Source organism: Paraburkholderia denitrificans, from assembly GCF_042655705.1.
GTDB lineage: Bacteria > Pseudomonadota > Gammaproteobacteria > Burkholderiales > Burkholderiaceae > Paraburkholderia > Paraburkholderia denitrificans.
The window spans coordinates 62877-88208 of sequence record NZ_JBHSMP010000009.1 but is presented as its reverse complement, the minus strand read 5'-3'; the positions used below and the strand labels follow the sequence as shown (position 1 = coordinate 88208).

Here is a 25332-nt window from a genome sequence, read left to right as displayed (position 1 = left end):
ACCCTGCAGCGTTTTCCAAGTCCCCTTTCGAAAAATCTGGAGAACCGGAAAACGCGATCTCGCCTCGCTCCCGCTCAGGCGCCCACTTCAAGCCGCGCCACACCGCCCATGTAAGGCCGCAGCACTTCGGGCACCGTTACCGAACCATCCGCTTCCTGATAGTTTTCGAGTACCGCGACCAGCGTGCGGCCGACCGCGAGACCCGAGCCGTTCAGCGTATGCACGTGTTCCGGCTTGCCCTGCGCGTTGCGGTAGCGCGCCTGCATGCGGCGCGCCTGGAATGCTTCGGTGTTCGAGCAGCTCGAAATCTCGCGGTACGTATTCTGCGCGGGCAGCCACACTTCGAGGTCATACGTCTTCGCCGCCGAAAAGCCCATGTCGCCCGTGCACAGCGTGATCACGCGATACGGCAGGCCGAGCTTCTGCAGAATGGTTTCAGCGTGGACCACCATCTGTTCGAGCGCGTCATAGGACGTTTCGGGCGCAACGATCTGCACCATTTCGACCTTGTCGAACTGGTGCTGGCGAATCATGCCGCGCGTGTCGCGGCCATACGAGCCCGCTTCCGAGCGGAAGCACGGCGAATGTGCCGTCAGCTTGATCGGCAGCGCGCTGCCCTCGACGATGCTCTCGCGCACCGTGTTCGTCAGCGAGATTTCCGACGTCGAGATCAGGTACTGCGTGACCGTGTTCTCGCCGCCGCCCTTCTCCACGCGGAACATGTCGTCGGCGAACTTGGGCAGTTGGCCCGTGCCGTACAGGATTTCCGGGTTGACGATGTACGGCGTGTACGTCTCCGAATAGCCGTGCTGCTGCGTGTGCGTGTCGAGCATGAACTGCGCGAGCGCACGGTGAAGGCGCGCGATCTGGCCGCGCAGCATCGTGAAGCGCGCACCCGAGAGCTTCGCGCCCGTTTCGAAATCGAGCCCGAGCGGCGCGCCGATATCGACGTGATCCTTGACCTCGAAATCGAACGCGCGCGGCGCGCCCCAGCGGCGCACTTCGACGTTGTCCTTTTCGTCCTTGCCCGCCGGAACGCTCTCGTGCGGCAGGTTCGGCACGCCGAGCAGCAGGTCCGAGAGGCGCGCCTGAATGTCGTCGAGCTTGGCCGCCGACGCCTTCATCTCGTCGCCGATACCGCCGACTTCAGCCATGACCGCCGATGTGTCCTCGCCACGGCCTTTCATCGCGCCGATCTGCTTCGACAGGCTGTTGCGGCGCGCCTGCAGTTCTTCAGTGCGGGTCTGGATGGCGCGGCGTTCCGCTTCGAGCGCCGAGAAGGCCGCGGCGTCGAGGGTGTAGCCGCGGTCGGCGAGGCGCTTCGCGACGCCGTCGAGGTCTTTGCGCAGCAGCTGGATGTCGAGCATGGGATTGTGAGACGCAGTTTCGTTGTGTGAAGGGGCGATTTTAACGCACCGGCGCGCCGAGTCCGTGGGCAATGGCGTCGCCTGGCCGTGCCGCAGGCGCCAGCCAGGCCGCATCGCGGCCGAACCCGAGCCGGAATTCAGCCCTTGCGCTTCTTCTCGCGAATCTCGTCGCGAATTTCGTCGCGGTGATCCTCGCGCCATTGCGCGTCGAGTTCGGCCAGCCGCCCGAGCTTCTCGCCGATCTTGCCTTCGAGCCCGCGCGGCGTCGGCCGGTACCAGTGCGGTTCGCGCATGCCGTCGGGCAGATAGGTCTCGCCCGCCGCGTAGGCATCGGGTTCGTCGTGCGCGTAGCGGTACTCGTGGCCGTAGCCGAGTTCCTTCATCAGCTTCGTCGGCGCGTTGCGCAGATGGATGGGCACCGCGCGCGACTGGTCCTGGCCGACGAAGCGCCGCGCCTCGTTGTACGCCATGTAGCCCGCATTCGACTTCGGTGCGACAGCCAGATAGATCACGGCCTGCGCGAGCGCCAGTTCGCCTTCGGGCGAGCCGAGCCGCTCGTAGGTCTCGGCGGCGTCGAGCGTGATGCGCGCCGCGCGCGGGTCGGCAAGCCCGATGTCCTCCCACGCCATGCGCACGATGCGCCGCGCCAGATAGCGCGGATCGGCGCCGCCGTCGAGCATGCGGCAGAACCAGTACAGCGCGCCGTCCGGGTTGCTGCCGCGCACCGATTTATGCAGCGCACTGATCTGGTCGTAGAACGCGTCACCGCCCTTGTCGAAGCGGCGCAGGTTTTCGGCGAGCGCGCTGCCCAGCAGCGCCCCGTCGATTTCGGTCGACTTTTGCCGGGCGGCCGCGCGCGCGGCGATCTCCAGATTGTTCAACAGCTTGCGGCCGTCGCCGTCCGCGGAGCCGATCAGCGCCTTTTTCGCCTCGTCGGTGAAAGTCAGGCCGCCCAGTTCCTCACTCGCGCGCCCGAGCAGCTCGCCCTGCTCGTCCTCGTCGAGGCTCTTCAGCACATAGACCGCCGCGCGAGACAGCAGCGCGCTGTTCACCTCGAACGACGGATTCTCCGTCGTCGCGCCGACGAACACGAACAGCCCCGATTCGACGTGCGGCAGGAAAGCGTCCTGCTGGCTCTTGTTGAAGCGGTGGACTTCGTCGACGAACACGAGCGTCTGCCTGCCGTGCGCGCGATGCACCTGAGCGGTCTCGACGGCCTCGCGAATGTCCTTCACGCCCGAGAGCACCGCCGAAAGCGCGATGAATTCGGCGTGGAACGCGTCGGCCATGAGACGCGCGAGCGTCGTCTTGCCGACGCCCGGCGGCCCCCAGAGGATCATCGAATGGGCTTCGCCCGACTCGAATGCGACGCGCAGCGGCTTGTTCGGGCCGAGCAGATGCTTCTGACCGATGACTTCGTCGATGGAGCGCGGTCGCAGCCGCTCGGCGAGCGGTACGTTGGCACGGGTTTCTTCAAACATGACGTTTTCGGGATAATGTCGGCTTTCGGGCGCACCGCCGACAGTCGGGCACCAGCGCGCGAGGCGCGCCCGAGCGCTGCGGACCGGACCGTCGCGCCGGACGCAATCGAGCATTATGACAGCGCGCGCGGGCGGGCGAGCTTCCGGGGCCGGAGAGTCACACCCGACGCAGCCGGTCAGCCCGCAATCCGCAGCCGATCCGGCCCCGGACGAACCGATAACAACAGACGACACCAGAGGACAGTTTTCCCGATGAACCAGTCGATGAACCAGCCGATGAACCAGGACGCGCACGCCGGTAACACCGGCTCCACCTACGCGCCGCTCGTGCCCGTCCCCGACGCGCGCCGCCAGTTCCGCACCGGCGACGCCTTCGCGCTGTGGTTCTCGCTTGGCATCGGCCTGCTCGTCGCGCAGGCCGGCGCACTGCTCGTGCCGGGCCTCTCGCTGCCGGCCGCGCTCACCGCAATCGGCATCGGCAGCGTGATCGGCGTGGTGCTGCTCGCGCTCGCGGGCGTGATCGGCACCGATACGGGCCTCGCGGCGATGTCGTCGCTGCGCCCGACGCTCGGTGTGCGCGGCGCGTCGGTTCCCGCCATCATCAACATGGTGCAGCTGGTCGGCTGGGGCGCGTTCGAGATCATCGTGATGCGCGATTCCGCCGATGCACTCGCGAAGCAAGCCTTCGGCTTCTCGGCGCCGATCGTCTGGACGCTGGTCTTCGGCCTGCTCGCGACGCTGCTCGCCGTGAGCGGCCCGCTCTCCTTCGTGCGGCGCTTCCTGCGGACGTGGGGCATCTGGCTGCTGCTCGCGGGCGCCGCGTGGCTCACGTGGAACCTGCTCGCGCGCCACGACCTCGGCGCGCTGATGCGCCGCCCCGGCACCGGCGACATGCCGTTCGGCAGCGCCATCGACCTCGTGGTCGCGATGCCGCTCTCGTGGCTGCCGCTCATCGCCGATTACACGCGCTTTGGCCGTCGCCCGGGCGAGGCGTTTCGCGGCACGCTGTTCGGCTACGGCATCGCGAACATGTGGTTCTACGCGCTCGGCGCGATCTATGGTCTCGCGGCGGGCGGCGGCGACGCGCTGCTCACCTCGGCGCTCGCGCAGGCGGGCGGCGGCTTCGCGCTCCTGCTCGTGCTGATCGACGAGATCGACAATGCCTTCGCCGACATCCACTCGGCCGCCGTTTCGACCGGCACGTTCTGGACGCGCGCGAGCGTGCCGTGGCTCTCTGCGGCGTTCGGCGCGCTGTGCACGCTGATCGGCATCGTCGTGCCGATGGCGCGTTACGAGAATTTCCTGCTGTTCATCGGCTCGGTGTTCGCGCCGCTCTTCGGCGTCGTGCTCGCCGATCACTTCATCGTGCGCCGCCGCCGCATCGACGCAGAGGCAATCGCCGATCTGGGCGGCGTCTACGGCTATTCGGGCGGCTGGCACATTGGCGCGTTCGCCGCGTGGGTGATCGGCTTCGGCGCCTATCAGGCGCTCAATCAGTGGCTGCCGAATCTCGGCGCGACGCTGCCTTCGCTCGTGATCGGCGCGCTCTGCTATCTCGTGCTCGCGGGACGCCGCCGCGCCGCTTACGCATAAGCGCACGGCCCGCGCACGTGCATGTCACGCGCGCCGTGGCCCTGGCGTGTGCACGGGGAGCGCGCGTGAGGAAAGCGCCGCTGCGCCTTTCCCGTCCACGAAAAATCCATGAAAAAACGCCATGCTGCGAGTCGATCGCAGCATGGCGTTTTTCATCATGGGCGCAGTTCGAACGCTTCGCGCGTCACCTGCGCTCACATCATCCGCACTGACCGCAGCAACTGTGCTGCGCGTCCTCCGGCGCCGGCAACTGCTCGGCGGCTTCCGTGCGAATGCCGAGCCGCACGAGCAGCTTGCGGTCCGCTTCGGCCTGCGGATTGCTGGTCGTGAGCAGATGATCGCCGTAGAAAATCGAATTCGCGCCCGCCATGAAGCACAGCGCCTGCAGCGCGTCGTCCATCTGCTCGCGTCCCGCCGAGAGGCGCACCATCGCCTTCGGCATCGTGATGCGCGCAACCGCAATCGTGCGCACGAACTCGAATGGATCGAGCGCGTCGGTGCCTTCGAGCGGCGTGCCGTGCACCTGCACGAGATTGTTGATCGGCACCGAATCCGGATACGGCTCCAGGTTCGCCAGTTGAGCGATCAGGCCCGCACGCTCGCGGCGCGACTCGCCCATGCCGACGATGCCGCCGCAGCACACGTTGATGCCCGCATCGCGCACGCGCTCCAGCGTGTCGAGGCGATCCTGGTACGTGCGCGTCGAGATGATCTGCCCGTAGAACTCCGGCGACGTGTCGAGGTTGTGGTTGTAGTAGTCGAGGCCCGCGTCGGCGAGTTCGTTCGCCTGCTGCGTGTCGAGCATGCCGAGCGTCATGCAGGTTTCGAGCCCCATCTCCTTCACGCCGCGAATCATGGCCTTGATCGGCTCAATATGACGGTCCTTCGGATTGCGCCACGCCGCGCCCATGCAAAAACGCGTCGCGCCATTGGCCTTCGCCGCGCTGGCCGCCTTCAGCACCGCTTCGACTTCCATCAGCTTGCTTGCGTCGACGCCCGTGTCGTGATGCGACGACTGCGGGCAGTACGCGCAGTCCTCTTCGCAGCCGCCGGTCTTGATCGACAGCAGCGTCGAAAGCTGCATCGCGTTCGCGTCGAAATGCTCGCGATGCACCTGTTGTGCGCGAAACATCAGGTCGTTGAACGGCAGGTCGTAGAGCGCGACGATGTCGGCTACGCGCCAGCGCGCGGCGCCCGGCTGAACCGGCTCGGTGTCCGCGGCGTTCGCGAGGAGGGTTTGAGTCATGATGTCGTGGGTCCTTCGTGACAGTGTTGTAGCAGGATGCGCGAGCGCATCGATGTCGAGATGGGCGGCAGCAGCGTCGGCGCTCGCGCCGCGCAGATGCGGCACGACGCCAAGCAGCGGCGCGCCGAATTGCGCGGCAAGGCGCTCGCGTAGCGCAGCGATGTTTTCTTCGGGGAATGTCATGGCCGGATCGATCCGGTTCGCGACCCAGCCCGCGATGGTCAGACCGCGAGCGGCAATCGCCTCGGCGGTGAGCAGCGCATGGCTGATGCAGCCAAGCCGCATCCCCACGACGAGCACCACGGGCAGGCCGAGCGCGACGGCGAGATCGGCCGTGTCGCGCGTCGCGTCGAGCGGCACGCGAAAGCCGCCCACGCCTTCCACCACGACGACGTCCGCGCGCTCGCGCACTTGCCGGTAGCACGCCACGATGCGATCGAGGTCGAGCGTCACGCCTTCGAGCGCGGCGGCGATATGCGGCGCCGCAGCCTCCTTGAGCAGAAACGGCGTGCGCAGCTCGGGCGGCAGCAGCACGCTCGCAGCGGCATCGAGCTGGTCGGCGTCGTCGTTGTGCCACACGCCGTCACGCTCGAACGCGCCCGCCGCCACGGGCTTCATGCCCGCAGCGCGCAGGCCCGCGCGCGCGAAGCCGCGCAACAAGGCGGCGCTCACGAATGTCTTGCCGATTTCCGTGTCGGTGCCGGCCACGAAAAACGACATTGCCGCGCTCACTGCGCGCGCTCCCGCGCTTCGCGGCTCGCACGTTGCAGCGACGTATGCAGACGTTCGATGTCGGCGTCGGAATGCGCGGCCGAGAGCGAAATGCGCAGGCGCGACGTGCCCGCCGGCACGGTCGGCGGACGGATCGCGGGCACCCAGAGGCCGTCGTGTTCGAGTGCGGCCTGAAGCGCGAGCGTCGCGTCGTTGGCGCCGACCACGAGCGGCTGCACGGCCGTCTGCGAATCGACCGGCGTCCAGCAGGTCTCCTTGAGGATGGCGCGCGTGCGCTCGATCAGCTTGCGCAGATGCGCGCGCCGCGCATCGCCCTCGTCGCCGGCGATGATGCGCAGGCTCGCCGACACCGCATGCGCCACGGACGGCGCCGAGGCCGTCGTGAAGATATACGGGCGCGCGCGCTGCACGAGCCATTCGCAGACCGTCGCATGCGCCGCGACGAATGCACCGGCCACACCCGCGGCCTTGCCGAGCGTGCCGACCATCACGAGATTGGGCGAGCGCAACGCCGCCTCGGCGAGTGCGCCGCGCCCTTGCGGGCCGAGCACGCCGAAGCCGTGCGCATCGTCGACGATGAGCCACGCCTCGTGCCGCTCGGCGAGTTCGACGAGGCGCGCGAGCGGCGCGACGTCGCCGTCCATGCTGAACACCGTGTCGCTGACGATCACCTTCGGGCCGTCGCCGGACGCTTCGAGCATGGCGCTCAGCGCATCGACATCGGCGTGCGGATAGATCTGGATGTCCGCGCGCGAAAGGCGCGCGCCGTCGATCAGCGACGCGTGATTCAGCTCATCCGAGAAGAGCGTCGTGCCGCGCCCGGCCAGCGCCGTGACCACCGCGAGGTTCGCCATGTAGCCGGTGCTGAAGTACAGCGCGCGCGCATCGTCGACAAAGCCGCCCACGAATTGCGCGAGATCGTCTTCGAGTTGCGCATGCGCGCGCGAATGCCCGCCAAGCAGATGCGAGCCGCCGCTGCCCGCGCCGTAGCGCTGCGAGCCCGCCGCGAGCGCGGCCACGAGTTGCGGATGCGCGGCAAGGCCGAGGTAGTCGTTGCTCGCGAAGCCGATCATATCGACGCCATCGACGCGCATATGTGCGTCGCAAGGCGTGTCGAGCGTGCGGCGGCGGCGGCGCAGGCCGCGCGCATCCAGTTCGCGCAAGCCCTGTTCAAGGGTGTCCAGCAACTGCATCAGAGGTCCTCCGCCACGACGGCGTCAAATGTCTCGCGCGTGCGTTCGGCGAGCAATGTCTGGGTTTCTTCATCGAGGATGTACGGCGGCATGACGTACACCGTCGTGCCGATGGGCCGCAGCAGCAACTCGCGCTTGAGCGCCTGTTCGAAGAAGCGTCGCGAGAACGTGGTTGCGCGTGCCGCATCGTCGATCCGGGCGTCGAATGCGAGGATCGTGCCGCGCTGGCGCAGGTTGCGCACGAGCGGATGCGACGCGAGCGGCGCGAACGCTTCGCGCAGGCGCGCCGACTTGCGCGTGTTCGCGGCCAGCACATCGCCCTGCTCGATCAGGTCGAGCGTCGCGAGCGCCGCGCGGCACGCGAGCGGATTGCCCGTGTACGAGTGCGAATGGAGAAAGCCGCGCGTGGTGTCGTTATCGTAGAAGGCGTCGAAAATCGCATCGCGGGAGAGCACGATCGAAAGCGGCAGATAGCCGCCGCTGATGCCCTTCGAAAGCGTCAGCAGATCGGGCCAGATGTCCGCCTGCTCGCATGCGAAGAACGTGCCCGTGCGGCCGCAGCCCACGGCGATTTCGTCGGCGATCAGATGCACGCGATAGCGGTCGCACAGCGCGCGCAGGCCCTTGAGGTACGCCGGATCGTGCATCGCCATGCCTGCCGCGCACTGCACCAGCGGCTCGACGATCAGCGCGGCGATGTGCGCGCTGCGCGCCTCGAACAGTTGCTCCACGTCGGCCAGGGCGCGCCGCGCCACGTCGGCGGCCGATTCGCCCTCGCCTGCGGCGCGCGCATCGGGCGACGCGACGACATGGGCGTGATGGAGCAACGGGTCGTATGCATCCCGGAAGATCTTGACATCGGTCACAGCCAGCGCGCCGATCGTCTCGCCGTGATAGCTGTTCGCGAGACAGACGAATTCACGCTTGTCGCTTTCACCCTGATTGCGCCACGCGTGAAAGCTCATCTTCAGTGCGATTTCCACGGCCGATGCACCATCCGACGCGAAAAACGCATGGCCGAGCGCGTGACCCGTGAGCGCGGAGAGCCGCTCGGCGAGTTCGACGGCGGGTTCGTGCGTGCAGCCCGCGAGCATCACATGTTCGAGCGTATCGAGCTGCGCCTTGAGCGCCGCGTTGATCGACGCATTGGCGTGGCCGAACAGGTTGACCCACCACGAACTGACCGCGTCGAGATAACGCCGTCCGTCGCGGTCGTAGAGCCACGGCCCTTCGCCGCGCGCGACGGGAACGAGCGGCATGCGCTCGTGGTGCTTCATCTGGGTGCACGGATGCCAGACGGCGCGCAGGCTGCGCGCAACCCAGCTATCGCTGGCAAGGTTGGAATGCTGATTCAAATACGACTCCCGAAACGACAGCGGGACCGAGAGTAGCGCGAACGCCCGCGCAATGCACTACCCGCCAAAAAGCCTTGCGCGGCGTAGCGCGGCGATGTTCAACGCCGTTCCCGGCCGCACGGAACGGATCTTCAATGAAGGCTGGAAATGGCCGCAGATGACGACGGCAAAGTGACCTGCGCTTACGCAAAAAAATCTGTGAGAGCGACAGAAAATCAGCGCGCCGCGCAAAACCGGAGTACCCGCGCCGCAGTGCGCGCAAGCAGAATCGGGCGATCGGAAGGTGCGGGAGAAGCCAAGCGGCCCGCACCGCCTGGCCGCGCGCAAACAAGCGCAATGGCCAAGTCGTGCCAGGTCGGGCCAGCCAGGACCGGTCAAGCGAAGGGAATTGCATCAGGCGATGCACAGCGCGCGCATCACGCCGCGCGCTGTGTAAGGAAGTGCTTAACGGCTCGCGAGCGCGTGGTCGTCGTGAACGGCCGTATCGGGGGTATTGGCGGTATCGGCGACGGCAGGCACCACGCCCGCGCTGGCGTCGTTGCGCGCGGCAATCGCTGCGTCGTTGGACCAGACCACGGCGTTGTCGACCGCGTAAAGATGGCAGGCGTCGTTGCTGTGCTTCTGGCAGTTCGCGATGGCGACGGCCATGGGATTGTCGCCGCCTTCGGCCCACGACCACGCGCCCGAATCGGAGACCGCGAACGCACGGCTCGAATACTGCGAGAGGAAGTTACGGTAGCCGCTGCGGCCGCCCGCGTCGAGGAACGGCACCGCGCTCACCGAATCGATAGCGGCATAGCCCGTGCCGCGCGGCGCGGCAGGCTCCGCCACGCGATATTCAACCGCGGTCGGCATGCCCGCGCGGGCGAGGAACACCTCGACCTGCGGCCACCAGATCTTCACGCCATCGCGGTCGCCCACCAGCCGATGCGCGTCGTTCTTGTACGAGCCGAAATCGACGAGCTTCGCGCCCGCGGCGGGCGGCGCTTCTGCGGTCTGAGCGTCGTGGTACGCCGCGTACATCCGCGTGACGAGATCGCGCGTCCACACCGAATCGTTGTCGCCGTAAAGCCACAGCGACGCCACGCGCGCCTTGCCGCCGTAGCCGCCGAAGGCCTGGGTCAGGTTGTCCTGCCAGCCCTTGCAGGTGTCCTGGCGCAAGCCGCCCGAGAAGTTGATGAGCGCGCGCACGCCCTGCGCGGCTTCGGTGCCGTAGGCAATCGTCGCCAGACCGCCGTGCGACGTGCCCGCCACCACGATATGGTTCGCGTCGACGTACGGCTGCTTCGACATGTAGGCGACGGTCGCGGCGACATCGGCAGCCTGGTCGAGTCCGTTGCTCGCCACATCGCAGCCGTCCTGTACGTAGTCGCCGCCCGAGCCCGCGAAGCCGCGGCGGTTCGGCGCGACGACCACATAGCCGCGCCGCACGAATTCGCGCGCGAACGAAACGGGGTCGCTGCGCGCCTGATTACGCGGGTCGCCGGGAATCTTGCCGTGATTGAACACCACCATCGGGAACGGGCCGGGGCCTTCCGGGCGGTAAATCGTGGTTTCGAGCGTGATGTCGCCATCGGCATCAACAGGAATGCGGATCACCCGCGCGTTCATGTCGGCGCGCACGGCAGGCAGCCAGCTGTCGTCGAGCGCGAGACGCGGGACATTGGCGCTGCCGAGTGGCCCCGCCGAAACCGGTTCGGCGTGTTGAACGTTTGCTGCAGCGGCAACAACTGATGCGACGCGGTGCGGTCCTTGCGGCTCGGCAAGCGATGCTGCGTGCGCGGCCGAAAAGACACACGCCGTGCCCGCCAACACCCAACCGGTCAGTAGCTTTTTGAACGCCATGCGCCAACCCGCCCGCGAGAATGCTTGTTGAATCCGTCTTACTCCGGCCGGCCCGATTTCCGGCGCGACGGCAGCCGCTGCACATCTCGCAAGACACGTGCCTGGGCAACCCTTCACGGGAAAACGCCGATCGGAATACCACTACCGAAACGCGCAGCAATCGTGCATCGCGCCCCGGTGATGCTCGCCGTGCAGCGTTTCGGACCTGAACCGGGCGTCGCCATCGAAGCAAAACCTCGAAGCAAAACCGCCGGTTGACCGAATCGCGCACCGTACGCACAAGCCTTGTTTACCTCTGACTTATGCGAACTGCGAACACCGTGATTTCATAGTCGCACAACAGTTTATTGCTGCGCAATACAGGGGTTTCCCGGCATAACACATGCCAGCGCGACGTGTGTCCCGCAGGGCGTGGCGCCCGGGCGAATCCGGTCATTTTGTGCGCGCACATTCGTCGCACACGTCCCGCACGAATTCCGGAAAAACCCGAGAACCCGGCGCCTGCGTATTCAAGCCGATGTATTCAAACATGGAGGCGTTGCAGTGGGCGCGCGGGGGATTGGCGCTCACGCGTGCAGGCATTCAGGTATCCGTGACATCGCCGTCGACATAACGCCAACGGCCATCCTCCGCGCGCGTGAAACGGCTCACTTCATGCAGCCGCGAGGCGCGGCCTCCGGTCTTGTAACGCGCGACAAACTCGACGATCGCATGCGTTGCATCCACCTGCTCATGACGCTTGATTGCGAGTCCAAGCCAGCGCGGCGCATCGAGCGCCAACGGATCCACATCGAGGTCCGGCGGGCACGTTTCGCGTGCCCAGGTTGCGCGCAGATACGAACTCTCGCCGAGTACGTAGGCCGTGTAGCGCGAGCGCATCAGTTCGAGCGCCGTTTCGGGCAGTGCGCCCGCGTCGATGAAACGGCCGCAGCACGCCGCGTACCGCGGCGGCTTCGCGGTGGCTTTCAGGTTCGGCGCGGCGCCGCCGCACGGACAATCGGCGGGCCGTGCGGCACGCGAAGTTTCAGCATTCATCAAGAGAAAATCGGGGAGAAATCCGTTCGGGCGGCGCGCGGCGCGCGCGCCCGTCAGGCAAAAAGACCGCGGCAGCGTGCGCGGTCCGGGATCGGTACGTCACCAGTCGAGTTCGGTGCCGTCGTACTGGAAGAAGCGTCCGTTGAAGACGTCGCGTGCGGCCGCCGCTTCGGCTATCACCTCGCGCATGCCCGTGACGCTGCGCACGGCGTCGATCGCCGCCTGCGGGCCGCCCATGTCGGTGCGCACCCAGCCTGGATGCAGCGCGATGCAGGTGGCGCGGCGCGTCTGGAGCGAGGTGATCTTGATCACGTCGTTGAGCGCCGCCTTGCTCGCGCGATAGAGCCAGCCCGTCGTGCCCGTCGTCTGCCCGATGCTGCCCATGCGGCTCGACAGCACGGCCAGCACGCCGTTGGCCGCATCGACGAGCGGCAGCAGCACCGGAATCAGCTGCATCGGGCCGCGCACGTTCGTGCTCATCACGCGGTCGAAATCGTCGGCCGAGATCATTTCGACGCCCTCGGTGCGCGGACCGTAGACGCCCGACACGATGAGCACCACGTCGAGCCGCTCGCCTTCGAGCGCCGCGCCGAGCGCCGAGATCTCGTCGGGCCGCGTGATGTCGAGCTGAAACGGCCGCACGTTGTGCTTGCCCAGTTCTTCCAGCGCGGCGCTGGTGCGCGCCGTGGCGAGCACGCGCCAGCCCGCCTTCACATACTGCTGCGCAAACTCGCGGCCAAGGCCGCGCGAGGCACCTACGATCAACGCTGTTTTCATGTCGCCACCCCGGTTTTCTGTCGCGCGCGACCGCCAAATCACGAGGCCGCGCGCCGATAAACAGCCTACCTCAGTTCGCTCGCGTTACAGCAATTCGACGCCCATCGCCGTCGCCTCGCCGCCGCCGATGCACAGGGTCGCGACGCCGCGCTTGCCGCCGCGTGCGCGCAGCGCGCCGATCAGCGTGACAAGAATGCGCGCGCCCGATGCGCCGATCGGGTGGCCGAGCGCGCACGCGCCGCCGTTGACGTTGACCTTGTCGTGCGGCAGATCGTGCTCCTTCATCGCGGCCATCGTGACCACGGCGAACGCCTCGTTGATCTCATAGAGATCGACGTCGTTCGCCCGCCAGCCGGTCTTCTCGAAGAGCTTCGCAATCGCGCCGACCGGCGCGGTCGTGAACTTCGACGGCTGCTGCGCGAAGGTCGAATGACCCGCCACGCGCGCGAGCGGCGTCACGCCAAGGCGCTTCGCCGTCGATTCGCGCATCAGCACGAGGGCCGCCGCGCCGTCCGAGATCGACGAAGAATTCGCCGCCGTCACCGTGCCGGTCTTGCTGAACGCGGGCTTGAGCGTCGGGATCTTGTCGAGATTGGCCTTGAACGGCTGCTCGTCGCGCGAAATCGTCGTTTCGCCGGTGCGCGACGCGACCTTCACCGGTGCGATTTCCCACGCGAACGAACCGTCCTCGTTGGCGCGCTTCGCGCGCTTGAGCGACTCGATCGCGAACGCATCCTGGCCCTCGCGCGAGAAGTCGTACTCGCCCGCGCACTCCTCGGCGAAGGTGCCCATCAGACGGCCCTTGTCGTAGGCATCTTCGAGGCCGTCGAGAAACATGTGATCGAGCACCTGGCCGTGGCCCATGCGCATGCCCGCGCGCGCTTTCGGCAGCAGGTATGGCGCATTCGACATGCTCTCCATCCCGCCCGCGACGATCACGTCCACCGAGCCGGCCAGCAGCATGTCATGCGCGAACATCGCCGCACGCATGCCCGAGCCGCACATCTTGTTGACGGTCGTCGCGCCCACCGCGAGCGGCAAGCCCGCGCCGAGCGCCGCCTGGCGCGCGGGCGCCTGGCCCTGCCCGGCGGGCAGCACGCAGCCCATCACGACTTCGTCGATCTGCGCCGGTGCGAGGCCCGCGCGCTCGACAGCCGCCGCAATCGCCGCTGCGCCCAGCTGCGGCGCCGTCAGCGAGGCGAAATCGCCCTGAAAACCGGCCATCGGCGTGCGCGCCGCCGAAACGATGACGATCGGGTCCTTCAATGTCTCACTCATGTTTAAGCTCCTTGATGACTCCTGCGACGACGGCCGGCACGTCGCCAAGTCGGGCGGCGTCCGCGGCAACGACGTCGTTGTCTGCCTCATGGGCGCGATGCGCGGACACGCCCGCGACACAACGCTCATACGTCTCCTGCAATTGCTGCGGCCCGCTGACGGTCATGCCCAGGTCGCGCACACGCCCGTCGTGCACGCCGTAGGCCCAGCCATGCACCGTGAGCGACTGGCCGCGCGCCCACGCATCGCCGACGATGGTCGTGCGGCACGTGTTCGCAACCTGCTCGATCGTGTTCAACTCGACGAGGCGGCGATGGCGCGCCTCGCCCATCGGCCACTCTTCGAGCAGCGCCGCGTGCTTGCCGCGCACGTCCTGAACGTGATGGAGCCAGTTGTCGGCGAGGCCGATGCGCTTGCCGTGCAGCGCCGCACCCACGCCCGAACAGCCGTAGTGGCCGACCACCATGATGTGCTTCACCTTCAGCAGGTCGACGGCGAACTGGATCACCGAAAGACAGTTGAGGTCGGTGTGCACGACGACGTTCGCGATGTTGCGATGGACGAACACCTCGCCCGGCGGCAGGCCGATGATCTGGTTCGCAGGCACGCGCGAATCGGAGCAGCCGATCCACAGGTATTCGGGCGCTTGCTGGTCTGCGAGGCGCGAAAAGTATTCGGGATCGGCGGCGAGACGCGCGGCGACCCACTTTTCGTTGTTCTCGAACAGTTGAGCAAGCGGATTGTCAGGGATGGTTGTCATGTCGTTTCAGCTGGTTGATCCGCGAGCGTCAGGCGACGCGCGCCGCCGGGGTGGCTTCTTTCAGTTCGCCGCTCAGTTCAGGACCCGGTTCACCACCGGGTTCACCACCCGGTTCGCCCTTCAGATAGCTTTCCGGGTAGCGCGTGCAAAAGCGCATCGACGGATCGTAGGGAAAAACGTCCGGCACTTCGCCCGCGATGAGTCGCGCCTTGCTCTCCTGCCAGAGCGCCGGGTCGAAGAAGTCCGGATGATACGCGAGGAAATAACGTTGCACACGCGGGTCGCCGAGCAGGAACGTGCGATAGGTCTCGGGAAAGATATCGCGCGGGCCAATTGAATACCACGGCTCGCTCGACAATTCGTCTTCCTCATTGCGCGGTTCAGGCACGGCACGGACGTTGCAATCGGTCAGGTATTCGATTTCGTCGTAGTCGTAAAACACCACGCGGCCGTGGCGGGTGACGCCGAAATTCTTGTACAGCATGTCGCCCGGGAAGATGTTGGCGCGCATCAGGTCTTTAACCGCGTTGCCGTATTCGCGGATGCCGTGCTCGATCTGTGCGTCGCTGCCGTTCTGCAGCCACAGGTTGAGCGGCACCATGCGGCGCTCGATATACAGATGGCGGATCACGAGATTGTCGCCCTCGTACTCGATCATCGACGGCGCGGACTGCTCCAGTTCGCGCACCAGCGCTTCGTCGAGCCTCGCGACGGGCAGCGCGACGCTCGAATATTCGAGCGTGTCGGCGAGACGCCCCAGACGGTCGTGGCGCTTGACGAGCTGATACTTCGCCTCGACTTCTTCACGCGTGGTTTCCTTCGGCGCGGGAAAGCTGTCCTTGATGACCTTGAACACGTACGGAAACGACGGCAGCGTAAACACGATCATCACCATGCCGCGAATGCCGGGCGCAATGACGAACCGGTCCGACGAATACGCAAGATGGTGCAGCAGATCGCGGTAGAAGAGATTCTTGCCCTGCTTCTGCAACCCGAGCGACGTGTAGATCTCGCCCTTGGGTTTGAGCGGCATGATCGTGCGCAAAAACGCGACGTAGGCCGACGGCACGCCCATGTCGACGAGAAAATACGAATGCGCGAAGCTGAACATCACGAGCAGTTGCTCGGGGCGCAGCAGCACGGCGTCGAGCGCGAGCCGGCCGCCCGCCACATGGCGGATCGGCAGGATGAATGGCGCGAGCAGATCGCCGTTGATGATGCGCCCGATCACGTACGCCGACTGGTTGCGAAAGAACAGCGACGACAGCGCGTGAATCTGGAAATTGGGCTTCGGCTCGACTTCGCCGAAGGTGTCGCGCAGCGCGCGCAGCACGCACTGCACGTCGCGCGCGAGGTCCTCGAACGGCGTCTCCAGCTGGAAGTTCGTGACGATGCGCTCGAAGGTCGCCGCGAGCCCGTCCTTGCCGGGGTAGTACGCGCGGTAGGTCGGCTTCGCTGCGGGCTCGTCGTTTTCGATGTATTCGGTCGAAATCGCGGGCCGCACGAAGATGAAGTCGTTGTTGAAGTACGAGCGATGCAGGATCTTGCAGCACACCGAGTTGAAGAACGTTTCGGCGCACTCGGGCTGCCGGTGCGTCGTGAGCAAGCCGATGTAGTGCAGCTTGATCTGCTGCCACACTTCGTCGTCGATGGTTTCCGCGTCGTACTCGTCTTCCAGCGTCACCACGCAGTGCTTGACGCGCTCGTCGTACGACGCAATGCGCTCGCGCGCGAGCCGCTGCACGCCGTGCCAGTCCGCCGCCTCGAATAGCCCCTTCGCGCGCACCGCCGCGTCGCAGAAATTGCCGTAGTGGCGGTTGAAGCCGTCGAGTATCGTCTGCGCAACGTCGAAGCCAATCTGCGACGAGAGCAGTTTCGGAAAGTGTTTCATCGCGGCCTTGCCGCCTTTGTCTGTAACGTGCATCGTGAAGCAACGCCTTCAATGAACCGGATGGCGGACGCGGCTACTTCCGCGCGTCTGCCGCTTCGCTTGCGGCTTCGTTTGTCGCTTCGTTTGTCGCTTCGTTTGTCGCTTCGTTTGTCGCTTCGTTTGTCGCTTCGTTTGCACGCGTATCGGCGCGCGCGAGCAGTTCGCGCGCCTGCGTCTCGTACTGCGCAAGATCTTCGAGCGTGGCGTCGAGATCGGCGCGCTGGCGCTCGAGGATCTCGCGGTGGCGCACGACCGTATCGAGAAACGCCTGCAACTGCGGGAGCGTGTCGGTCGGCGAATCGTACAGGTCGAGCAGCGTGCGGATCTCCGACAGCGTAAAACCAAGCCGCTTGCCGCGCAGCGTGAGGCGCAAGCGCGTGCGGTCCCGCCCCGAAAACACGCGCTTGAGGCCACCCGCGCCTTCCCGGCTGGGTGCGAGCAGGCCCTGGTCCTCGTAGAAACGGATCGCGCGCGGCGTCACGTCGAATTCGCGGGCAAGTTCGCTAATCGTGTACTGGGTCATGGTGAGCAGTGAACGGCAGGCCCGCTGCCGCCAGCAGGTCCGTGCATTGAACGATAGAATCGACGCTTACGTTATCGTCAACCTGCCGGTTGTGCAACCGGGTCGCGCTCGGGGTGCGCTCGGGGTGCGCTCGGTGTGAGATATATCAGCTTGCGGGATTGATGCAACGCGGCGACCATGCCGGAAAGCCAGCCTTGCCCGCGGCGGCGACAAAGGAGAAGACACCTGCAATGAACGCTCTCGAACACCAGCTCGACTATCCGTACGCCGACACCCTGCCGGAACCCGGCCGCGTCTTCGACGTCGCCCCCGGCGTCAAGTGGCTGCGCATGCCGCTGCCGTTCGCGCTCGATCACATCAACCTGTGGCTGCTGCGCGACGAAATCGACGGTCAGCCAGGCTGGACCGTGGTGGATTGCGGCATCGCCAGCGACACGATCAAGGCGCACTGGGAGCAGGTGTTCGACACGGCGCTCGAAGGCCTGCCGGTGCTGCGCGTGCTCGTCACGCACTGCCATCCCGATCACATCGGCCTCGCGCACTGGATCTGCACGGGCGGCAACAAGCAGCGCTGGAACGTGCGCCTGTGGGCGACGCTCGGCGAATACACGAGCGCGCGCGTGATGGCGTCGGGCGCGGGTTCGAACGCAGGCGGCGAAAGCGCGGCGCGTCACTTCGGGCTGCACGGCCTCGTGGATGCGCAATCGCAGGACAAGCTGCGCAACCGCGGCGGCTACTACGCGAACCTCGTGCCCGCGCTGCCGACGCAATTCCGCCGCCTGCGCGAAGCCGACGTCGTGACGATCGGCTCTCACGCGTGGCGCGTCGTCACAGGCTACGGCCATTCGCCGGAGCATTGCGCGCTGTGGTGCGAGCAAGCCGGCGTGCTGCTGTCCGGCGACATGGTGCTGCCGCGCATCTCGACCAATGTCTCCGTGTTCGAAATGGAGCCGGAAGCCAATCCGCTCGGCCTGTACCTCGAATCGCTCGGACGCTACGAGACGATGGCCGAAGACACGCTCGTGCTGCCCGCGCACGGCAAGCCGTTTCGCGGCGTGCGCACGCGCGTCGCGCAACTGCGCGCGCACCACGACGCGCGCCTCGCCGAAGTCATGGAAGCGTGCACGGCGAAGCCGCGCAGCGCCGCCGACATCGTGCCGCTCATGTTCAGACGCGAACTCGACATCCACCAGATGACCTTCGCGATGGGCGAAGCGCTCGCGCACCTGCATCTGCTCTGGCTCGCGGGCAAGCTCAGGCGCTCGACCGGCGCGGATGGCGTGATCCGGTTTTCGGCTTGATTTAAGGCCTGCGTTTCGGTCCGATCCGCCGTCATTTCCCGAACGCGCGCAACAGAAAGCAAACGGGCGGCTCGCGATGAGCCGCCCGTTTTTATTGGCCTTTTGTCGCCGTGCCGGTCACACGCGAGGGTCAGTTATCGCCGCCGGTCACGAGATCCGAGCCCGCGGGCCGGACAAACTTGAATGCCGACGCGCTCAGCGACGGATTCTTCTGAATGTTGGAGAACGTGAGCAGCGTCACGTTGCCGAACACGTCGTGCAGTTCCATCGCCTGGAGATTGCCGTCGCGAAAGCCGATGCCGACGCTCTGAAACTGCGTGTCTTTCGCCTTCGGAATCAGCTCCAGCCAGTCGATGCCGCCCTTCACGCCCGCGTCGCGCAGCGTGAAATTCTTCTCCAGATCGTTGCTGCCGAACAGGATCGCCGCCGGGCTCGCGCCGAGCGCGCCGCCAAGCTTGCGCTCGGTGACCTGGTTCAGGTCCTTGTCGTAGACGAAGAGATTTTCGCCATCCGACTGCAGAAGCTGCTGATACGGCTTCACGTATTGCCAGATGAACTTGCCGGGCCGTGCGAAGACGAACGTGCCGCTCGAAGTCTTCGCGTTCGCCGTGGCCGTGGCCATCGCCTCACTCGCGTTCGCCGCGCCCGAGGGCACTTTCAGCTCGCGCTGCACGAACTCGCCGCGCGCCGAATGCACCTGCGCGACGAACTGCTTGAGCTGATCGGTGCCGCCCGCGAACGCGTGCGACGCCATCAGCACGGACGCGCCGAGCGCGAGCGCGCACGTGCGCGCCGCACGGGCGCCTACTTGAACGAGACGGGTGGAAAGACCTGCCTGGAACTGCATCAAATCGTTCTCCATGAGGAAAGGGAAGCGCGCGGCCTCATTCGGTCTCGCGCGTGGGGACGAGAATCTCGCGGTTGCCGTTCGACGACATCGCGGAGACGAGCCCCGACTGCTCCATCTGTTCGAGCAGCCGTGCTGCCCGGTTATAGCCAATGCGCAAGTGCCGCTGCACGAGCGAAATCGACGCGCGCCGATTCTTGATCACCACTTCGACGGCCTGGTCGTAAAGCGGATCGGACTCGTCGCCGGTGCCGCTGGCTCCCGCGCCCGCCGAGCCTTCGTCGCCCTCGCCCGCCGTGCCGCCTTCGAGCAGGCCCTCGATGTACCTCGGCTCGCCCTGCTCCTTGAGTTTTTCGACCACGCGGTGCACTTCGTCGTCGGAGACGAACGCGCCGTGCACGCGCACCGGCAAGCCGGTGCCCGGCGGCAGGTAGAGCATGTCGCCCATGCCGAGCAGCGATTCGGCGCCCATCTGGTCGAGAATCGTGCGCGAGTCGATCTTCGAGGAAACCTGGAACGCCATGCGGGTCGGCACGTTGGCCTTGATGAGACCGGTAATCACGTCGACGGACGGACGCTGCGTGGCCAGGATCAGGTGAATGCCCGCCGCGCGCGCCTTTTGCGCGATGCGCGCAATCAGCTCTTCGACCTTCTTGCCGACCACCATCATGAGGTCGGCCAGTTCGTCGATCACGACAACGATGTGCGGCAGCTTGTCGAGCGGTTCCGGATCGTCCGGCGTGAGGCTGAACGGATTCGGAAGCTTCTCCTCGCGCTTGCCCGCTTCCTCGATCTTGTTGTTGAAACCGGCCAGATTGCGCACGCCCAGCTTGCTCATGAGCTTGTAGCGGCGCTCCATTTCGGCGACGGTCCAGTTCAGCGCGTTGCCGGCCTGGCGCATGTCCGTGACGACCGGACACAGCAGATGCGGAATGCCCTCGTAGACGCTCATTTCGAGCATCTTCGGGTCGATCAGGATCATGCGCACCTGCTCGGCGCTCGCCTTGTAGAGAAGCGAGAGGATCATCGCGTTGATCCCGACCGACTTGCCCGAGCCGGTCGTGCCGGCCACGAGCAGGTGCGGCATCTTCGCGAGATCGGCGCAGACCGGCTTGCCGCCGATGTCCTTGCCAAGGCCCATCGTGAGCGCCGACGCCGCGTCGGCATACACGGCCGACCCGAGAATCTCCGAGAGGCGCACGGTCTGGCGCCGCTGATTCGGCAGTTCGAGCGCCATGAAATTCTTGCCCGGAATCGTCTCGACGACGCGGATCGACACGAGCGACAGCGAGCGCGCGAGGTCCTTCGCGAGATTCACGATCTGGCTGCCCTTCACGCCCGTTGCCGGTTCGATTTCGTAACGCGTGACGACCGGGCCCGGATAGGCTGCCACCACGGCGACTTCGATGCCGAAATCCTTGAGCTTCTTTTCGATGAGGCGCGAGGTGAATTCGAGCGTGTCGTCGGAGATGGTTTCCTGGACGGCGGGCGCCGGATCGAGCAGCGCAATCGGCGGCAGCGTGGAATCGCCCGGCAGGTCCGTGAAAAGCGGCACCTGGCGCTCCTTTTCGACCCGCTCCGAGCGCTGCGGCGTCACGACCGGCGGCACGATCATGACCGGCTCGTGATCCTCGATCTTCACGCGGCCGCGCTCGACCTTGCCTTCGCGCTTGACCGCCGCGGCCTCGCCGAGCTTGCGATCACGCCCTTCCTCGCGCCGCAGCCGCGCGAACGTGACGGCGTTGATCAGCGCCTCGCCGACCCGTTCGGCGACCGAGAGCCACGAGAAGCGGAAATAGAGCGACAACCCGATTGCGAGCACCACCAGCAGTGCGAGCGTGCCGCCCGTGAAGCCGAGCGCGTGCGAGACGCCGCGCGCCACGGCTTCACCCACGACGCCGCCCGGCGCGCGCGGCAGTTGCACCCGAAGCGACCACATGCGCAGCGCCTCGATGCCATTGCTGGCGAGCAGGACGAGCACGAACGCGAAGCCTTCGGCAATCCAGCCATGGTCGCGCGGCGTGTCGCCCGCATCGCCCGCGTCATCGAACCCTTCCTGGCGCGTGATGCGCCGGTAGTTCGCGGCGATGCGCCGCGCGAGCAGCGCGACCCACCAGTAGGCCGAAAGGCCGAACAGGAGCAGCAGGATGTCCGAGGTCCACGCGCCGACGCGGCCCGCCCAGTTCGCGATGTGATCGACGTGGGTGGCGTGGGTCCAGCTCGGGTCGCGGCGGTTGTAACTGATGAGCGCCATCAGCAGGAACACGCCAAGCGCCACCTGAAGGATCCAGCGGATCTCGGTGAGTAGACGTGACATGCGGTGCGGCAACGCCTGCGCCTGCGCGGAATAGGGAGCTTTGGCCATTGAATCCTGGTGCTGATCCTTGATGCGTTCGCGGCCCGCGCCCGCTGCGAGTAGGTGCAGCGGACTCGCGCGGCCGCCGTCGCCCGATCCGGCCTATTGTAAACGCGTTGTTTCGGCCCCGGCTGTAAATGAGGGTTACCGGCAACAGCGGCGCCGGCCCACATGGCTCGGGCCCGCGCCCGTGGCGTGTTGTCGCGCATTTTTAGCGCATTGTTGCGCGCGGGCTGCCCGTGCGCGGCCCACGCCGCCTCATCGAGCGTTCCGCCGCGCGGCACGCCGGGCCGCGCGAGCCATGCGGCGCGCATCTGCGATTGGCAAGCGATCAGCTGGCGAGCAGTTGGCGACCGGCTATCGGCGCGATCGGAACGCTTGATGAGGCGGCATACGCCCCCGGCCTTTATAATTGCGCCCTAACGCCCACATAGAGGTGTGTCCCGCCACACTGCCGGGCGATCATGCCGCTTTACAGTGTCAATCGCCGCGTTTTTCTACGGATTTCGACCATGTCTGCAACCAAACACGCCAAAGTCCTGATTCTCGGTTCCGGCCCCGCCGGCTACACCGCCGCCGTCTATGCCGCGCGCGCAAATCTCTCGCCGCTCCTTATCACCGGCCTCGCGCAAGGCGGCCAGCTCATGACCACGACCGACGTCGAGAACTGGCCCGCGGACGCGGACGGCGTGCAGGGCCCCGAGCTGATGCAGCGTTTTCTCGCCCACGCCGAGCGCTTCAACACGGAAATCGTGTTCGACCACATTCACACCGCGAAGCTCGATGAAAAGCCGATCCGCCTGATCGGCGACTCGGGCGAGTACACGTGCGACTCGCTGATCATCGCGACGGGCGCATCGGCGCAGTACCTCGGCCTGGCGAGCGAAGAGCTCTTCATGGGCCGCGGCGTCTCGGCCTGCGCGACCTGCGACGGCTTCTTCTACCGCAACCAGCACGTCGCCGTGGTCGGCGGCGGCAACACGGCTGTCGAAGAGGCGCTGTACCTCGCGGGCATCGCGAAGAAGGTGACGGTGATCCATCGCCGCGACAAGTTCCGCGCCGAGCCGATCCTGATCGACCGCCTGCTCGACAAGGAAAAGGAAGGCGTGGTCGACATCAAGTGGGATCACGTGATCGACGAAGTCAAGGGCGACGACGGCGGCGTGAACGGCCTGCGCATCAAGAACGTGAAGACGGATGCAACGACCGACCTCGACCTGCAAGGCGTGTTCGTCGCGATCGGCCACAAGCCGAACACCGATATCTTCGAAGGCCAGCTGAAGATGAACAACGGCTACATCATCACGACCGGCGGCATGAACGGCAATGCCACCGGCACGAACGTGCCGGGCGTGTTCGCGGCGGGCGACGTGCAGGATCACGTCTATCGCCAGGCGATCACGAGCGCCGGCACGGGCTGCATGGCCGCGCTCGACGCACAGCGCTATCTCGAAACCATCCATGAGCTCGGCCAGCCGCACGTCATGAGCGCGGAAGCCGACCGTTGAGGACGGCAACCGTGCGCAGCGGCGGACCGCTAGAATAGCGGTCTGAAGCCTGTCGGCGCACCGGAACGAGGGCCGCGGCCAGCCAGCCGGCGGCCCTTTTCTTTTGCGCCGCGCGTCGCAATGCGCCCCAACGCACCCCGCCGCGATCGAACCCGAACGAACCCGAAAGCGCCTCACGCCATGCCGAAGAACGTGCCCCATCCCGGCGAGCCCAAGCGCCCTGCCGCGCCTCGTCCCAACCCTTCCGCCACATCCGTTTCCGCCGCGGCGACGTCTGCTGCAACACCTGCGGGAACGGCCGAAGCCGGCAAGCCCGCCGCGGGCTTCGCGGGACTCGGCGGCCTGCGCGACGCCTTGAAAGCGCAGACCCGCGAGCGCGAGCGCGAACGCGCGGCTGCGCAGGCGGCCCGCACAGAAGCCGCCGCCGACAGCGAGATGTTCCGCCGCGAAATGGGCGCCATCGCGCCATTGAAGGCGCCCGAGCGCACGCCGGCGCGCCGCGCGCAGCCCGTGCCGCTGCCGATCCAGACGCAGCGCGACGAACAGGCCGTGCTGCACGAAGCCATCTCCGACGACTTCGATCCGGAAGCGCTGCTCGACACCGACGACTCGCTTTACTACCACCGCCCCGGCATCAGCGCCGAGGTCGTGAAGAAACTGCGGCGCGGCACGTGGATCGTGCAGGCGCAGCTCGACCTGCACGGCATGCGCCGCGAGGAAGCGCGCGAGGCGATACAGACCTTCATCCGCGAAGCCGGCAAGCGCGGGCTGCGCTGCGTGCGCGTGATTCACGGCAAGGGGCTCGGCTCCGTCGGCAAGGAGCCGGTGCTCAAGGGCAAGGTCCGCACGTGGCTCGTGCAGAAGGAGGAAGTGATCGCGTTCTGCCAGGCGCGGCCGCACGACGGCGGCGCAGGCGCGGTGCTCGTGCTGCTGCAGCCGCATCCGGTCGGCCCGGCTGGCGCCCATCCGCCGCGTTGACCGGCGCGCGCCGGTTTCCGGTAATCCTCGATGAACCCAAAAAGGCCTCACGCGCGATCCGCGCGTGAGGCCTTTTCATTGCATTGCGAACGACGCGATCAGGCGATATCAAGCGATACGCGCTTCCGTCTTCGGATCGAACAGCACCGCCTTCGAAACGTCGAACAGCAGTTCCATCTGGTTGAGCGGCTGCGGGTTCGAACCCGGGTGCACGCGGCTCACGACGCGCTTTCCGTTGACCTGCGCGAACACGAGCGTATCGGGGCCGGTCGGCTCGATCACGTCGACCATCACGGTGTGGCGCTGCAGTGCGTGACCGTGACCGTCGTGCGAGCTGCGCGCATCGGTGATGCGCTCCGGGCGCAGACCGAGCACGACTTCCTGGCCGACATTGGCGCGCAGGCTGTTCGCCTGGAACGGCAGATTCAGCACGCCGCGCGCCACACCCGTATCGAGTTCGAGACCGACGCCCGAGCCCTGTTCCACGAGCTTGCCTTCGATGAAGTTCATCGGCGGCGCGCCGATGAAGCCCGCCACGAACAGGTTCGACGGCGAATCGTAGATTTCCTGCGGCGCGCCGAACTGCTGGACGATGCCGTCCTTCATCACCGCGATGCGGTCGCCGAGCGTCATCGCCTCGATCTGGTCGTGCGTCACGTATACGATCGTCGTGCCGAGGCGCTGATGCAGCAGCTTGATTTCGGAGCGCATTTCGATACGCAGCTTCGCATCGAGGTTCGACAGCGGCTCGTCGAAGAGGAACATCACCGGATCGCGCGCGAGCGCACGGCCCATCGCGACGCGCTGGCGCTGGCCGCCCGAGAGCTGGCCCGGCTTGCGGTCGAGCAGATGCTGGATCTGCAGCATGCTCGACACGCGATCGACGATCTGCGTCTGCTCGGTCTTCGGCACCTTGCGGATATTCAGGCCGAACGAGATGTTCTCGCGCACCGTCATCGACGGATAGAGCGCATACGACTGGAACACCATCGCGATGTCGCGGTCCTTCGGCGAAAGTTCGTTCACGACCTTGCCGTCGATGGAGATCTCGCCCTTGGTGACCGTTTCGAGGCCGGCGATCATGTTGAGCAGCGTCGACTTCCCGCAGCCCGAGCCGCCGACGAGGATCAGGAACTGACCGTCTTCGATGTCGATGTTGACGCCCTTCAGGACGGGCACACCGTTCGGGTAGGTCTTGTAGACGTCGCGAATGGAAAGGCTTGCCAT

General features: G+C 66.4%; 19 protein-coding genes and 1 pseudogene. 4 read left to right on the top strand and 16 right to left on the bottom strand.

The features are described 5' to 3' along the window. Positions 1-74 precede the first annotated feature (74 nt). Positions 75-1367 carry a serine--tRNA ligase gene (gene serS, locus ACFPTO_RS06285; RefSeq protein ID WP_377710204.1) on the bottom strand — a complete coding sequence of 431 codons (1293 nt, stop codon included), beginning with the start codon at positions 1365-1367 and terminating at the stop codon, positions 75-77. 137 nt (positions 1368-1504) lie between these two features. After that, a complete protein-coding gene (locus ACFPTO_RS06280) occupies positions 1505-2848 on the bottom strand; it encodes a replication-associated recombination protein A (protein ID WP_377710202.1) in 1344 nt (447 codons plus the stop codon). Between the two features lie 276 nt (positions 2849-3124). Here ACFPTO_RS06280 and cytX point away from each other — a divergent pair, with 276 nt between their 5' ends. Further along, complete coding sequence (cytX, locus tag ACFPTO_RS06275) at positions 3125-4441, top strand: putative hydroxymethylpyrimidine transporter CytX (protein WP_377710551.1); 1317 nt, start codon at positions 3125-3127, stop codon at positions 4439-4441. A 199-nt stretch (positions 4442-4640) separates the two neighbouring features. Here the strand turns inward: cytX and bioB are convergent, their stop codons facing one another. The 11 genes and pseudogenes from bioB to ACFPTO_RS06220 form a co-directional block, all read right to left on the bottom strand. Then, a complete protein-coding gene (gene bioB, locus ACFPTO_RS06270) occupies positions 4641-5687 on the bottom strand; it encodes a biotin synthase BioB (protein ID WP_377710549.1) in 1047 nt (348 codons plus the stop codon). A gap of 99 nt (positions 5688-5786) precedes the next feature. Beyond that, a pseudogene (bioD, locus tag ACFPTO_RS06265) lies at positions 5787-6407 on the bottom strand (dethiobiotin synthase); the annotation flags it as partial. Between the two features lie 8 nt (positions 6408-6415). Next, a complete protein-coding gene (gene bioF / locus ACFPTO_RS06260; RefSeq protein WP_377710201.1) occupies positions 6416-7612 on the bottom strand; it encodes an 8-amino-7-oxononanoate synthase in 1197 nt (398 codons plus the stop codon). After that, a complete protein-coding gene (gene bioA, locus ACFPTO_RS06255) occupies positions 7612-8967 on the bottom strand; it encodes an adenosylmethionine--8-amino-7-oxononanoate transaminase (RefSeq protein WP_377710200.1) in 1356 nt (451 codons plus the stop codon). Before bioA ends, bioF begins: the two co-directional genes overlap by 1 nt. A 444-nt stretch (positions 8968-9411) precedes the next feature. Then, positions 9412-10812, bottom strand: coding sequence for a dienelactone hydrolase family protein (locus ACFPTO_RS06250; protein ID WP_377710198.1), 1401 nt, complete (start codon positions 10810-10812; stop codon positions 9412-9414). Positions 10813-11394: 582 nt separating this feature from the next. After that, positions 11395-11847 (bottom strand): YchJ family protein, encoded by a 453-nt coding sequence (locus ACFPTO_RS06245; RefSeq protein ID WP_377710197.1) that lies wholly within the window; start codon positions 11845-11847, stop codon positions 11395-11397. A gap of 99 nt (positions 11848-11946) precedes the next feature. Beyond that, entirely contained in the window at positions 11947-12624 is a 678-nt protein-coding gene (locus ACFPTO_RS06240; RefSeq protein WP_377710195.1) for an SDR family oxidoreductase, read from the bottom strand. An 84-nt stretch (positions 12625-12708) separates the two neighbouring features. Then, positions 12709-13902 (bottom strand): acetyl-CoA C-acetyltransferase, encoded by a 1194-nt coding sequence (locus ACFPTO_RS06235; protein ID WP_377710194.1) that lies wholly within the window; start codon positions 13900-13902, stop codon positions 12709-12711. Then, positions 13895-14662, bottom strand: coding sequence for a carbonate dehydratase (can, locus tag ACFPTO_RS06230; protein ID WP_377710193.1), 768 nt, complete (start codon positions 14660-14662; stop codon positions 13895-13897). Before can ends, ACFPTO_RS06235 begins: the two co-directional genes overlap by 8 nt. A 28-nt stretch (positions 14663-14690) precedes the next feature. Next, a complete protein-coding gene (gene aceK, locus ACFPTO_RS06225; protein ID WP_377710547.1) occupies positions 14691-16553 on the bottom strand; it encodes a bifunctional isocitrate dehydrogenase kinase/phosphatase in 1863 nt (620 codons plus the stop codon). Between the two features lie 73 nt (positions 16554-16626). Beyond that, complete coding sequence (locus tag ACFPTO_RS06220) at positions 16627-17115, bottom strand: MerR family transcriptional regulator (protein ID WP_377710191.1); 489 nt, start codon at positions 17113-17115, stop codon at positions 16627-16629. Between the two features lie 230 nt (positions 17116-17345). Here ACFPTO_RS06220 and ACFPTO_RS06215 point away from each other — a divergent pair, with 230 nt between their 5' ends. Continuing rightward, positions 17346-18416, top strand: coding sequence for an MBL fold metallo-hydrolase (locus tag ACFPTO_RS06215; RefSeq protein ID WP_377710190.1), 1071 nt, complete (start codon positions 17346-17348; stop codon positions 18414-18416). Positions 18417-18546: 130 nt separating this feature from the next. On the opposite strand, the gene lolA is transcribed toward ACFPTO_RS06215, so the two are convergent. Together lolA and ACFPTO_RS06205 are read right to left on the bottom strand one after the other, a co-directional pair. Next, positions 18547-19263 carry an outer membrane lipoprotein chaperone LolA gene (gene lolA / locus ACFPTO_RS06210; RefSeq protein WP_377710188.1) on the bottom strand — a complete coding sequence of 239 codons (717 nt, stop codon included), beginning with the start codon at positions 19261-19263 and terminating at the stop codon, positions 18547-18549. Positions 19264-19300: 37 nt separating this feature from the next. Continuing rightward, entirely contained in the window at positions 19301-21628 is a 2328-nt protein-coding gene (locus ACFPTO_RS06205) for a DNA translocase FtsK (RefSeq protein ID WP_377710186.1), read from the bottom strand. A 503-nt stretch (positions 21629-22131) separates the two neighbouring features. Here ACFPTO_RS06205 and trxB point away from each other — a divergent pair. Together trxB and ACFPTO_RS06195 are read left to right on the top strand one after the other, a co-directional pair. Next, a complete protein-coding gene (gene trxB, locus ACFPTO_RS06200) occupies positions 22132-23127 on the top strand; it encodes a thioredoxin-disulfide reductase (protein ID WP_377710184.1) in 996 nt (331 codons plus the stop codon). 180 nt (positions 23128-23307) lie between these two features. Then, on the top strand, positions 23308-24105 hold the full coding sequence (locus ACFPTO_RS06195) for a Smr/MutS family protein (RefSeq protein ID WP_377710183.1): 798 nt from the start codon (positions 23308-23310) through the stop codon (positions 24103-24105). 108 nt (positions 24106-24213) lie between these two features. Here the strand turns inward: ACFPTO_RS06195 and ACFPTO_RS06190 are convergent, their stop codons facing one another. Beyond that, positions 24214-25332, bottom strand: a complete 1119-nt coding sequence (locus ACFPTO_RS06190; protein WP_293041233.1) for an ABC transporter ATP-binding protein — start codon at positions 25330-25332, stop codon at positions 24214-24216.